This window comes from Anaerotruncus sp., from assembly GCF_057433415.1.
This window is the reverse complement of record NZ_DBMDHH010000025.1, coordinates 27401-40005: the sequence shown is the minus strand read 5'-3', so window position 1 is coordinate 40005 and position 12605 is coordinate 27401. Positions and strand designations below refer to the sequence as shown.

Sequence of the window (12605 nt, the reverse complement as noted above, 5' to 3'; positions counted from 1 at the left end):
CGCGTCTTTACTGATTGACCTGCAAAACGGAGAAACGGCATAGCCGAAGCTACGCCGTTTCCTGAAAACATTCTTATGCTGTTTTATGCGTGCCGCCCCGACGGCGGGCCGCTTTTCATGCCATGTCATTTCACCTTGTATGTATCCTTGTAGTGCTTGCAGCAGACGTTCAGCACGCATTTGTCACATTGGGGCCGCCGCGCGATGCAGACGGCGCGGCCGTGCAGCACCAGCCGGTGGCAGAAGTTGTTGGACTCGGCGGGCGGCAGCAGCGGTCGGAGCTGTTCCTCCACCTTGGCGGGGTCCTTGCTGTCGGTGAGGCCGAGCAGGTTGGTGATGCGGATGCAGTGGGTGTCGCAGACAATTGCGGGCTTCCCGTAGACGTCGCCCACCACGAGGTTCGCGGTCTTGCGCCCGATGCCGGGGAGCTTGGTCAGCTCCTCGACCGTGTCGGGGAGCACGCCGCCGTACTGCTCCATCAGCATCCGGCACATCGCGACGATGTCCTTCGCCTTGGTGTGGTAGAAGCCGCAGGGCTTCACGATCGCCTCCACGTCGGCGACGTCCGCCTCCGCGAAGTCCCGGACGCTCTGGTATTTCTGGAAGAGATCGACGCAGACGATGTTGACCCGCGCGTCGGTGCACTGCGCGGCCAGACGGGTGGCGATCATCAGCTCGTGGGGCTTTTGGTAGTCGAGGGAGCAGATCGCGTCGGGGTATTCCGCTTTCAGCAGCTCCACCGCCTGCAGGGCGGCTTTTTTCTTGTTCATGGGGAACCTCCTTTAAGGAATCATGGGCAGCGCGGCGTGGAAGACGAATCCCAGCGCGCCGGAGATGCAGATGAGCCAGATGGGATGCAGCTTTTTGCGCCAGCGGCTGACCGCGAAGACGATCACGCCGATCAGGATGGCGCGCCAGCTGATGTGGGGCAGCGTCCAGAAGTAGAGCAGGGCGTGGGGGGAGAGGCCGCCGAGGGTGATCGCGGTGAAGATCGAGAGCGCGGCCGACGCGACGAGGGCGACGACGGCGGGGCGCAGGCCGTAAAAGACGGCCTTCACATAGATGTTCTCCTGAATGCGGCCGAACCACTTCGCGACGATGAGGATGATGAGGAAGGAGGGGAGCACGACGCCGAGGGTGGCACAGACGGCGCCGGCGACGCCCGACTGGGACATGCCCACAAAGGTGGCGATGTTGACCGCGAAGGGGCCGGGGGTGGACTCGCTGATGGCGATGAAATCGATGAGCTGCTGCTGGGTGAGCCAGCCGTGCGAGAGGATGTCCTGCTGGATCATCGGGATCATCGCGTAGCCGCCGCCGAAGGTGAAAAGCCCGATCTTGAAAAAGGTGAGGAAGAGGTAGAGGTTGATCATTTGCCGTCACCTCCCGCCGCTTCCGGGTTCCTGCGCGCGATCACAAGCTGGCGGACGACGCCGGCCGCGCCCGAGAGGACGAGCAGAAGGATCACGCTGACGTTGAAAAAGGAGGCCGCGAGGAAATCGATCAGGATGACGATCGCGACGAAGTTGGTGCGGGGGACCTGCTTGCCGAGCTTGATGACGGCATTGAGGATGAGCACGACGACGCCCGCGCGGATGCCGTCGAACACCCAGGTCAGCCAGGTGAACCGCTGGTACTGCATGATGAAGAGGGAGAGCACCGCGATGATGAGGAAGGAGGGCAGCGCGACCCCGAGGGTTGCGGAAGCGGCCCCCCAGAACCCGGCGACGCGGTAGCCGATGAAGGTGGCTGAGTTGATGGAGACGGGCCCGGGGGTCGCCTCGGAGATGGCGAGCACGTCGAGCATCTCCTCGTCGCTGATCCACTGGTGGGTTTCCACCGCCTCCCGGTGGATGAGGGGGATCATCGCGTAGCCGCCCCCGAAGGTGAAGAGGCCGATCTTGAAGAAGGCGGCGAACAGTCTTAAAAGCGGGTGATTCTTTTTCATGTGCGATTCAGACTCTTTTCCACAGGCGACGCCTGTTTGATCAGCCGCGCGCCCAGGGGAACCCCTGACGAACTCGCGGCCCCGCGGGCGGGGCCGGCCGGAAAATGCGGTTACGCGTTTATTATACCCCGAAACGACAGGCCCCGTCAAACAATCTGAATAAATGTTACTGTTTTGTCATAAGCTACAGAAAGGAAAATTTTGTATGGAAGAGGGGAACGCCCATGACCATCCGCCTCAAACCCCTTGCGGTCTCGGTGGCCGTCCCGCTGGCCGGCGGGCTGCTCAGCAACTGGCTTTCGGGGGACGTCCGCGCGGTCTACGAATCGCTCGATCTGCCCGCCTTCGCGCCGCCCGCATGGATATTCGGGGTCGTGTGGCCGCTGCTCTACCTGCTGCTGGGGATCGCGGCCTATCTCATATGGGAGCAGCCCGCCTCCTCCGCGCGCACGCAGGCGCTCACCTTTTACGGCGCGCAGCTCCTCCTCAATTTTCTCTGGAGCCCGCTCTTCTTCCGGTTCGGGCTTTTCCGTTTTGCCTTCTGGGAGCTGTGCGCCCTTTTCGCGCTCGCCGCGGTCACCGCGGCCTGTTTCGCGATGCTCTCCCGGCGCACACTCTGGCTCACGGCGCCCTATCTCTGCTGGCTGCTCTACGCGGCGGCGCTCAACCGGGCGGTCGCGGCGCTGAATTGACCGCATCCTCTATCAATTTTTTTACCGCTGTGGTAGAATAGGGAAAAGGCCCGCGGGCAAAACGACGGAAGAAAAAAGGTGCGCAGATGAAACTGAATTTCAACAAACGGGATACGACCATGGCCGTCTACGCGTTTCTGGTGCTGGCGGCGGCGATCCTCTTCTACGGGCTGCTGAACAATTTTCCGGTGGTGGGCAGGGCGTTTTCGACGGTGTTGGGGCTGATTTCCCCCTTCATCTACGCGTTCGGCATCGCCTACATCCTCAATCCGATCTTGAAATTTATCGAGCGCGCCATCCTCTCCCCCCTGCTCGGAAAGCACGTCAGCGGCAAGTGCATCCGCGCGGTCGCGGTGCTGCTGACCTTCCTGTTCGCGGCGGGGGTGATCGCGGTCTTCGTCATGATCGTCATCCCGCAGCTGATCTCGAGCATCACGGGGCTCGTCTACAGGCTCTCCCGCTACCTCAATTCGCCCGACACCTGGCTGCCGCGCCTGCTGGCGCTCTTCCCCGACCTCGACCTTGACGCCACGATCTCGAACGCGCTCAGGCAGTACGCCGACACGATCCTGAACTCGACCGTCTCGATGATGAAGCAGCTGCTTCCCTGGCTCGTCTCGGCGTCCACCAGCTTTGCGTCGGGGCTCCTCAGCACGGTGGTGGGCATCATCATCTCGGTCTACATGCTGCTCGACAAGGAGCGGTTCTGCGCGGGCTGCAAAAAGGTTTGGTACGCCATCCTTCCGCAGCAGCGCGCCGACTGGCTGCTCGACCTGACCGCCGAGGCCAACCGGGTGTTCGGCGGCTTCATCAGCGGGAAGATCCTCGACTCCCTCATCATCGGCATCCTCTGCTTTTTGGGGATGACCCTCTTCAAGATGCCCAACGCGATGCTCATTTCGGTCATCGTGGGGGTCACCAACGTTATCCCCTATTTCGGGCCGTTTATCGGCGCGATCCCCTCGTTTTTCATCATCCTGATCGACGCGCCGATCAAGGCGCTGTGGTTCCTCGTTTTCATCCTCATCCTCCAGCAGTTCGACGGCAACATCCTCGGCCCCAAAATCCTCGGGGACTCTACGGGGCTTTCGGCCTTCTGGGTCATCTTCGCGATCATGCTGTTCGGCGGCCTCTACGGGTTCATCGGGATGTTTTTGGGCGTGCCCGTCTTCTCGGTGGTCTACATGCTCATCTGGCGGTTCGTCGACGCGCGGCTGGCCGCCCGCGGCATGCCGCTGGAACTGGTGAGCTACAGCGCGCCCGACTCGCCCATCCCGCAGGGCTCGAAGAAGCAGAAGCCCGCCCGGCGCGGCGCGCCGGGCATGCTGCGCGGGGCGCACGTCTCCCGCATCGGGCCGCCGCGCCGCAAAAAAACGGACGAGCCGGAGGACGCCTCCGGCGGGAGGGAAAACGACTCGACCGATGCGTGAACAAACTGTGAAGAAAGATGAATCTTTTGTTAAGATTTGCCGGTTTCCTCTCGCGCTGAGGAAAAGTGTGATAGAATACTCTATACAAAATGCGGCATCGAAAGTGAGGACTGACTGTGAAGGTCAAACGGTACAAGCTGGTTACCTACCTTGTCATTACCCTTGGCATCTGCCTCTATATCTTTTTTGAGGCGCCCAATCTCAACCCCTTCTTCTATTCGGACGGCGCCTTCTTCTGGGCGGTGGTCATCACCCTCTATGTCGGCGCGTGGGCGCTCATGCATTTCGGGGAGCTGACCTTCCAGTTCACCGACCGCAGCGAACGGCCGTTCAACTATGTGCCAAACGAGAAGTTCCCCCGCTGGACCAAGCTCCTGCTTGCGCTGCCGTGGGTGTTTTTCATCGTGGTGCTGGTCGGCTCCTCCTTCATCTTCAACTGGAAGGCCTTCCGCGACCAGCTCGGCACCTCCGAGGTGGTCGAGTTTTCCGCGAGCATGCAGGCGGTCGACCTCAACCAGGTGCCGGTCGTAGACCAGGAGCTGGCCGTGCGGCTGGCCGACAAGAAGCTCGGCGAGCGCGCGGGGCTCGGCAGCCAGGTGCGCCTGGGCAGCAACGACGCGACGATCCAGCGGGTGGACGGCAAGCTCGTGTGGGCGGTGCCGCTCTACCATTCCGGCCTCTTCAAGTGGCTGACCAACATGTCGGGCACCCCGGGCTATATCCTTGTGTCCGCCACCGATGTGAACGACGTGCAGTACGTCGAAAATTTCAAGGTGAAATACCAGCCGGGCAACTACCTGCTGCACGACCTGACGAGGCACACCCGCTTCTTCGGGGCGTGGTTCGACGGGATCACCGACCCCTCCTTTGAGATCGCCGACGACGGCCAGCCCTACTGGATCTATACGACCTACCGCAACCGGCGCGGCTTCAGCCTCCCCGAGGCGACGGGCGCGTGGGTGGTCAACGCGACCACCGGCGAGATGGAAAAGTATACGATCGACACGATCCCCGAATGGGTCGACCGCATCCAGCCGGAGGACTTCATCATCCGCCAGATCAACAACAAGGGCGAGTACGTGCGCGGCTGGCTCAACTTCGCGGACAAGGACAAATACCGCGCCTCGGCCGGGCACATGATCATCTACAACAACGACCGCTGCTACCTCTTCACCGGCATGACGAGCGTGGGCGGGGACGACAGCGCGATCGGGTTCATCATGGTCGACATGGTCACCAAGGAATCGATCGTCTACCAGATGCCGGGCGCGACCGAGATGGCGGCGCAGGGCTCGGCGGAGGGCAAGGTCCAGCACCTGGGCTACGACGCGACCTTCCCGCTCATCCTGAACGTCGAGGGCCAGCCGACCTACTTCATGGCGCTCAAGGACCAGAGCCGCCTCATCAAGCAGTACGCCTTCGTATCGGTCGCCAACTATTCGATCGTCGGCACGGGCGAGACGATTCCGCTCGCGCTGCGCGACTACCAGCAGGGGCTCAAGAATTCGGGCATCGCGGGGGTCGCGCCGCCCGCCTCGGAGCAGGCCGTGGTCACCGGGACGGTCGAGCGCATCGCCTCGGAGGTGAGCGGCGGGGATACGGTCTACAAGATGATCCTCGCGGAGCACCCCGACAAGATCTTCACGGTCCCCGCGCTCGTCTCAGACGAGCTGGCGCTCACCCGCGAGGGGGACCGCGTCAAGATCGAATACACCGAGGGCGATGGGATCATCAGCCAGGCCACCGTGTTCGACAACCTCGCCTACACCCAAAAATAAGCAGCAGGGGTCCCGCGAAACCGCGGGGCCCCTTTCTTTTCCCGGCGGGGCGTTTCGGCCGGAACCGCTTTTTTCGCCCTGTTTTTGTTGACAGAACAGGTTTGCCTCACTATAATGGAAGAAATCCGGGCGATGTATTGAAATACCGCTTTAAACTGTAAAATTCACACGGGAGGAGGGATGGACGATGGAGAGGCTCACGGGCATCGGCGGGAGCGGCGGGCTCGTGTTCGGGCGGCTGCATTTCTTCGACAACTCGGTGCGCCAGGTGGGGCCCTGCCCGGCCGCCGACAGCCGCGTGGAGCTGGAGCGGTTCGAGGCGGCGCGCGCGGAGACGCTCGGCATCCTCGACGCGCTGCAGCTGCGCGCGCAGGAGGAGGCGGGCCCCGACGAGGCTCGCATTTTTGAAATCCATCGGATCATGCTGACCGATCCCGACTTCGAGGACCGGGTGACCGACCGGATCGTCCGGCAGGGCCTGACCGCGGAATACGCGGTGCAGGAAGCCGGACGGGAACTTGCGCAGATGCTGGCGGCGATGGACGACGCCTACATGCGGGAACGCAGCGCGGACGTGACCGACGTGTGCAACGGGGTCATGCGGAGGTTGCGCGGCGAAAAGGAGGCGGACCTGCCGGGGCGCGGTCCGGAGCCGTGGGTGCTCGCGGCGCGCCACCTGCTGCCCAGCGAGGTGGTGCGGATCGAGCGGGGCAGGGTGCTCGCGCTCGTCACGAGCGGGGGCTCGCAGATGTCCCACGCCTGCATCCTCGCGCGCACGATGGGGGTGCCCGCCGTGACGCGGGTGGGAGAGAGGCTCTTCACCCTGCGGGAGGGCGGGGTCGTCGTGGTGAACGGCTTCACCGGCGAGGTGTTCGCGGACCCGGACGAGCGCACCCTCATGGCGGTGCGGGAGGGCTGCCAGGGCCCGCGCGGACAGTCGGGCTGACGGTGCAGGGAAGCAAGTTCCCTCTTGCATTTTTTCGCGGATATGATATGATAGGAGCATACTCATAGCAGAGTAGGAACCGGCGCGTTAAGTGCCGCCCGAACGGGGAGTTGTCGGGCGGACGAAAAGGAATCCTTGCGGTGCCGGTCCCGCATCCCGCTGCTGCATCCAAAGAGCGAGCCCTCTTTTCATGTAGCAAGAGACTGTTACATGAAAGGAGGTTATTTTTTTGATGAATCGGTTTTCTTCCCTTGCGGCGGAGCTGCGCGGGATTCCCCGCCTGACCGCCGAGTCGGCCCGGGAGATCCGCAGCGTCCGTTCGCTGACGGGCACCTCGATGCTCATGGCGCTGTCGGTGCTGCTCAACCAGTTCACGATCTTCATAAGCGCGCTGATCCGCGTGAGTTTCACCTTCCTGCCGATCGCGGCCGCCGGCATGCTCTTCGGCCCGGTGCTCACCGGGCTGGCGGGCGCGGCCATCGACATCCTCAAGTACTTCACCCGCAACGACGGAAGCGCCTTCTTCCCCGGGTTCACGATCAGTGAATTCATGCGCGGCTTCCTCTACGGGCTGATCCTCTACCGCAAGCCGGTCACGCTCGGGCGCACGGCAGCCGCGCATCTGAGCGTCATGATGGTGGTCACCTTCCTGCTCAACCCGCTGTGGCTGTCGATGATGTACGGGCAGGCGTTCGTCGCGCTCGTCGGCATGCGCGTGATCAAGAACCTCTTCCTCTTCCCGATCGAAGTGGCGATGCTCTACGCGCTGCTCAAGGCCACTGCGACCATCCGCGCGCGCGCCCTTGTGTGAACCTTCTTTCTTTTCTATCGCAAAAGAAAGAAGCAAAGAAAATGCTCCTGAAGCAGGGCCTGCGGGCCCGGGTAAAGGGCTCCGCCCTCGAAAACGCCCGGCACTCTGAAAGAGTGCCGGGCGTTTTCTCACCCGCCGCCTTTTAAAAAAGGCGGGCGAAAATTTTTATTTGGGAAAGAACCTCGCGGGCGGCGTGGCGCGATAGGGGACGGCGCCCTGCCCGCATCAAAAGTTTCGGGGTCCAGGGGGACTTTTCAAAGTCCTCCCTGGCGGGGTTCAGGGGGGGATTTTCAAAGCCCTCCCTGGGCGGCGAAGCGCGTGAGGTTCTCGGCCGCGAGGCGCAGCAGACGTTCGCGCGTCTCGACGGGCATCCAGCTCACATGCGGGGTGCAGATGACGCGCGGATGAAAGGCGAGCGGGTGGCCGGGCGCGGGCGGCTCCTCGGAGAGCACGTCGAGCCCGGCCATGTAGAGCCTGCCGGAGTCGAGCGCGTCGGCCACGTCCCGCTCGTTGAGGATCGCGCCGCGCGCCGTGTTGAGCAGCACCGCGCCCGGCTTCATGCGGGAGATCATCTCCGCGTCCACCATGCCGCGGGTCTCGTCGGTCAGCGGGCAGTGGATGCTCACCACGTCCGATTTCGCGAGCAGCTCGCCGAGCGGGACCATCCGGGCCGCGCCGTCTCCGGACGCGGGACGGCGGCGGCAGGCGAGCACCTCCATGCCGAGCGCGGCGGCGATCTTCGCCACCGCGCGGCCGATCTCGCCGTAGCCGATGACGCCGAGCGTTCTGCCCGCGAGCTCGAACATCCGCCGCCCGGCGACCTGCGGGTCGGTGGGGGAGACCCAGCGGCCCTCGCGGACGTAGCGGGCGTGCTCCGGGGTGGCGCAGGCGATCGAGAGGAGCAGCGAGATGGTGCTCTGCGCGACCGCCATCGTGCTGTAGGAGGGCACGTTGCGGACCGTCACGCCCGCGCGGCGCGCCGCCTCGAGGTCGATCATGTTGTAGCCGGTGCCGAAGGTGCCCGCGAACCGCAGGCGCGGACAGGCGGCGAAGGTCTCCGCGGTGAGGGGCGCGCGGTTGGTGAAGACCGCTTCGGCGTCTCCGATGCGCGCGGCGATCTGCCCGGGCGGGGTGTCGCCATACCATTCCACCGTAAAGCGCGCGGGGTCGAGCGGCAGGCCGCCCGTGCCGTACCCCGCGAGAAATCCGTCGAGAACCACTACTTTCATGCCCTGACCTCCCTTGCAGGGACATTGTAACAGAAGCGGGCGCGCATTACAAGAAACTGGGGGCGCGGACGGGCGATTGTTACCAAAATGTTAACATTGAAAATTTTTTGGAAAAGGGCTTGATTTTTAGAAAAAATGTATTAGAATAGTCTTAGCACTCAGAGAGAAAGAGTGCTAACAAATCTCCTTAAATTTGTCAAAAAACTATTATAATAACTGGAGGAATTCATCATGACGATCAAACCATTGGCAGACAGAGTTGTCACAAAGATGGCGGAAGCGGAAGAGACCACCAAGAGCGGCATCATTTTGGCGGGCTCCGCGAAGGAAAAACCGGAAATCGCCGAAGTTCTGGCGGTCGGCCCGGGCGGCCTGGTTGACGGTAAGGAAGTCAAGATGACCGTCAAGGTCGGCGACAAGGTCCTGATGAGCAAGTATTCCGGCACGCAGGTCAAGGTGGACGGCGAGGAATACACCATCGTGCGCCAGAACGACATCCTCGCGATCGTGGAATGATCACAGCCCTGTGAACAATAAATTTTGATATAGGAGACTGATAAATATGGCTAAGGTTATCTGCTATGGCGAGGATGCCCGCAAGGCGCTCCAGGCCGGTATTGACAAGCTTTCCGACACCGTTAAGATCACCCTGGGACCCAAGGGCCGCAACGTCGTGCTCGACAAGAAGTTCGGCGCCCCGCTCATCACCAACGACGGCGTGACGATCGCCAAGGAGATCGAGCTGCCCGACGCGTATGAGAACATGGGCGCGCAGCTGGTCAAGGAGGTCGCGACCAAGACCAACGACGCGGCCGGCGACGGCACCACCACCGCGACCCTGCTGGCGCAGGCGCTGGTGCGCGAGGGCATGAAGAACGTCACCTCGGGCGCGAACCCGATGGCGGTCAAGAAGGGCATCGCCAAGGCGGTCGACGCGGCGGTCGAGTCGCTCAAGGAGAATTCCAAGAAGGTCAAGGGCAGCAAGGACATCGCGCGCGTCGCGTCCGTCTCGTCCGGCGACGAGTTCATCGGCGAACTGATCTCCGAAGCGATGGAAAAGGTTTCCGCCGACGGCGTCATCACGATCGAGGAGTCCAAGACCGCCGAGACCTACACCGACGTGGTCGAGGGCATGCAGTTCGACCGCGGATATATCACCCCCTACATGGTCACCGACACCGAGAAGATGGAAGCCGTCCTCGACGACGCCTACATCCTCATCACCGACAAGAAAATCTCCTCCATCCAGGAGATCCTGCCCCTGCTCGAGCAGGTGGTCCAGGGCGGCAAGAAGCTGCTCATCATCGCTGAGGACGTCGAGGGCGAGGCGCTCTCCACCCTCATCGTCAACCGCCTGCGCGGCACCTTCACCTGCGTCGCGGTCAAGGCCCCCGGCTTTGGCGACCGCCGCAAGGAGATGCTCCAGGATATCGCCATCCTGACCGGCGGCCAGGTCATCAGCGAAGAGGTCGGCCTCGAGCTGAAGGAGACCCAACTGAACCAGCTCGGCCGCGCGCGCCAGGTCAAGATCCAGAAGGAGAACACGATCATCGTCGACGGCATGGGCGACAAGAAGGCCATCAAGGACCGCATCGCGCAGATCCGCGCCCAGATCGAGACGACCACCAGCGATTACGACAAGGAGAAGCTCCAGGAGCGCCTGGCGAAGCTCTCCGGCGGCGTCGCGGTCATCCGCGTCGGCGCTGCCACCGAGATCGAGATGAAGGAAAAGAAGCTGCGCATCGAGGACGCCCTGTCCGCGACCAAGGCGGCTGTTGAGGAAGGCATCGTCGCCGGCGGCGGCGTGGCGCTGCTCAACACCATCCCGGCGGTCGAAAAGCTCATCCCGGGCCTCGACGGCGACGAGAAGACCGGCGCCCGCATCGTCCGCCGCGCGCTGGAGGAGCCCATCCGCCAGATCGCCGAGAACGCCGGCATGGAGGGCTCGGTCATCATCGACAAGCTCCGCCGCACCCGCAAGGTCGGCTACGGCTTCGACTTCGCCAAGGAGACCTACGGCGACATGATCGAGCTGGGCATCGTCGACCCGACCAAGGTCACCCGCAGCGCGATCCAGAACGCCGCTTCCGTGGCGGCGATGGTCCTCACCACCGAGAGCCTCGTCTCGGACGAGAAGGAAGAGAACCCGGTCCCCGCGGCTCCCGCGGGCGGCATGGGCGGCATGTATTAATCCCGCGAAACCCCGCACCCCAAAGGCCCCGGCGCAGTGCGCCGGGGCCTTTTTTGTGTGCCTGTGGGACGGGCCGCTGTGAAAAATTTCAAAAAATGCCTTGACAGATTGTGCAATTCGATTATAATGAAAACAACCAAACCAGACACGCGGAGGAAGCCATGAACAAGCTCACCCTCAAACAGAATCGATTTTTCGGCTTTTTTAGCTGGGGCTTTTCCTTTAGCACCGGCTTTTTTGGCTATGGAAAAAGATTGTGTTTGATGAGCAGATAGTTCCGCGCGGCTGATCGCAGGGAATATATCCAGAGGACTCATTGACGCAATGGGTCCTCTTTTTGTATGCGCGGATGACGGACCCTTGCGTAAAATCAAATTTATTGGAGGCAACCGCAATGATCGTCATTATGAGACCCCGAACCCCGCAGCAGGAGATCGACAAGCTCACCGACGCGCTCACCAGCCGGGGCGTGGAGGTCAACCCGGTCATCGGCAAGGACCTGATCATCCTCGGCCTCGTGGGCGACACGAGCAAGATCGACCCGACTTGGATCGAGGCAAACCGCAACGTCGAGCGCGTCATGCACGTCGCCGAGCCGTTCAAAAAGGCCAACCGCATGTTCCATCCCGACCCGACCGTCGTGAAGGCGGGGGGCCGCGAGATCGGCGGCAAAAAGATCACGATGATGGCGGGGCCCTGCTCGGTCGAGAGCGAGGAGCAGATCTGCGGCATCGCGGAGCAGGTTAAGGAGATGGGCGCGGATTTCCTGCGCGGCGGCGCGTTCAAGCCCCGCACCTCCCCCTATGCGTTCCAGGGACTCAAGTACGACGGCCTGAGGCTGCTCAAGGAGGCCCGCGCCAAGACGGGACTTCCGATCGTGACCGAGATCATGTCCCCCTACGACATCGAGCTCTTCGCGGAGGACGTGGACGTCATCCAGGTGGGCGCGCGCAACATGCAGAACTTCGAGCTGCTCAAGGAGCTCGGCCACACCCACAAGCCCATCCTCCTCAAGCGCGGCCTTTCCGCCACGATCGAGGAATGGCTGATGAGCGCCGAATACATCATGGCGGGCGGCAACGAGAACATCATCCTCTGCGAGCGGGGCATCCGCACCTTCGAGACCTACACCCGCAACACCCTCGACCTCTCGGCGATCCCGGCGGTCAAAAAGCTCAGCCACCTGCCCGTCGTCGTCGACCCCAGCCACGCGAGCGGCAAGTGGTGGATGGTCGACCCGCTCGCCAAGGCGGCCGTCGCCGTCGGCACAGACGGGCTGATCATCGAGGTGCACAACGACCCCGCCAACGCCCTCTGCGACGGCCAGCAGTCGATCCGCCCGAGCGTCTACGGCGAGCTCGTCAAGGAGCTGCGAGCCATCGCCCACGCCGTCGGCAGGGAGCTGTAGGGATGCGGGGGAACGGACGGTTGTAAAAAGCGGCCTTTTGAAAAAGGCCTGGCGAAAACTGGGGTTCAGGCGAACCGCCGCCCCAGCCCAACCCGCCGCCCGTGCGGCAAGGCCCCATTCGTACGCCGCGAGCGTCAGGCGGTTCGCCGCGGCATATCTAATCAAAAGTTCT

General features: G+C 62.8%; 13 protein-coding genes and 1 riboswitch. Of the genes, 8 read left to right on the top strand and 5 right to left on the bottom strand.

Annotated features, from left to right (window positions below; all coding sequences use genetic code 11):
• Positions 1-125: 125 nt before the first annotated feature.
• The 3 genes from nth to ACZO3G_RS08605 are packed head-to-tail and all read right to left on the bottom strand — an operon-like array spanning position 126 to position 1948.
• Positions 126-770, bottom strand: coding sequence for an endonuclease III (nth, locus tag ACZO3G_RS08615; protein WP_276871881.1), 645 nt, complete (start codon positions 768-770; stop codon positions 126-128).
• Positions 771-782: 12 nt separating this feature from the next.
• Positions 783-1373, bottom strand: coding sequence for a chromate transporter (locus ACZO3G_RS08610; protein WP_101549771.1), 591 nt, complete (start codon positions 1371-1373; stop codon positions 783-785).
• Positions 1370-1948 (bottom strand): chromate transporter, encoded by a 579-nt coding sequence (locus tag ACZO3G_RS08605; protein WP_101549774.1) that lies wholly within the window; start codon positions 1946-1948, stop codon positions 1370-1372. The genes ACZO3G_RS08610 and ACZO3G_RS08605 overlap by 4 nt, the downstream gene beginning before the upstream one ends.
• Positions 1949-2172: 224 nt before the next feature.
• Between ACZO3G_RS08605 and ACZO3G_RS08600 the strand changes: the two genes are divergently transcribed.
• The 5 genes from ACZO3G_RS08600 to ACZO3G_RS08580 all read left to right on the top strand — a co-directional run bounded on the left by ACZO3G_RS08600 (position 2173) and on the right by ACZO3G_RS08580 (position 7605).
• Complete coding sequence (locus ACZO3G_RS08600; protein WP_276871877.1) at positions 2173-2640, top strand: TspO/MBR family protein; 468 nt, start codon at positions 2173-2175, stop codon at positions 2638-2640.
• 86 nt (positions 2641-2726) lie between these two features.
• On the top strand, positions 2727-4070 hold the full coding sequence (locus ACZO3G_RS08595; protein ID WP_101549779.1) for an AI-2E family transporter: 1344 nt from the start codon (positions 2727-2729) through the stop codon (positions 4068-4070).
• A gap of 116 nt (positions 4071-4186) precedes the next feature.
• A complete protein-coding gene (locus ACZO3G_RS08590; RefSeq protein ID WP_101549782.1) occupies positions 4187-5848 on the top strand; it encodes a hypothetical protein in 1662 nt (553 codons plus the stop codon).
• Between the two features lie 187 nt (positions 5849-6035).
• The gene (locus ACZO3G_RS08585; protein ID WP_101549784.1) at positions 6036-6794 is read left to right on the top strand and encodes a phosphoenolpyruvate-utilizing N-terminal domain-containing protein; all 759 of its coding nucleotides are present in this window, start codon (positions 6036-6038) and stop codon (positions 6792-6794) included.
• Positions 6795-6860: 66 nt separating this feature from the next.
• Positions 6861-6958: riboswitch (THF riboswitch) on the top strand.
• Positions 6959-7026: 68 nt separating this feature from the next.
• A complete protein-coding gene (locus ACZO3G_RS08580; RefSeq protein ID WP_276871876.1) occupies positions 7027-7605 on the top strand; it encodes a folate family ECF transporter S component in 579 nt (192 codons plus the stop codon).
• Between the two features lie 290 nt (positions 7606-7895).
• On the opposite strand, the gene ACZO3G_RS08575 is transcribed toward ACZO3G_RS08580, so the two are convergent.
• Positions 7896-8834 (bottom strand): D-2-hydroxyacid dehydrogenase, encoded by a 939-nt coding sequence (locus tag ACZO3G_RS08575; protein WP_276871875.1) that lies wholly within the window; start codon positions 8832-8834, stop codon positions 7896-7898.
• Positions 8835-9065: 231 nt separating this feature from the next.
• On the opposite strand from ACZO3G_RS08575, the gene ACZO3G_RS08570 reads away from it, so the two are divergent.
• Together ACZO3G_RS08570 and groL are read left to right on the top strand one after the other, a co-directional pair.
• On the top strand, positions 9066-9350 hold the full coding sequence (locus tag ACZO3G_RS08570; RefSeq protein ID WP_101549792.1) for a co-chaperone GroES: 285 nt from the start codon (positions 9066-9068) through the stop codon (positions 9348-9350).
• A gap of 46 nt (positions 9351-9396) precedes the next feature.
• A complete protein-coding gene (gene groL, locus ACZO3G_RS08565; protein WP_101549794.1) occupies positions 9397-11025 on the top strand; it encodes a chaperonin GroEL in 1629 nt (542 codons plus the stop codon).
• On the opposite strand, the gene ACZO3G_RS08560 is transcribed toward groL, so the two are convergent.
• Positions 11022-11342, bottom strand: coding sequence for a hypothetical protein (locus ACZO3G_RS08560; RefSeq protein WP_302550058.1), 321 nt, complete (start codon positions 11340-11342; stop codon positions 11022-11024). The two genes, groL and ACZO3G_RS08560, sit on opposite strands and share 4 nt — an antisense overlap.
• A 77-nt stretch (positions 11343-11419) precedes the next feature.
• Here ACZO3G_RS08560 and aroF point away from each other — a divergent pair, with 77 nt between their 5' ends.
• Positions 11420-12433 (top strand): 3-deoxy-7-phosphoheptulonate synthase, encoded by a 1014-nt coding sequence (gene aroF / locus ACZO3G_RS08555; RefSeq protein WP_276871867.1) that lies wholly within the window; start codon positions 11420-11422, stop codon positions 12431-12433.
• Positions 12434-12605: the final 172 nt, after the last annotated feature.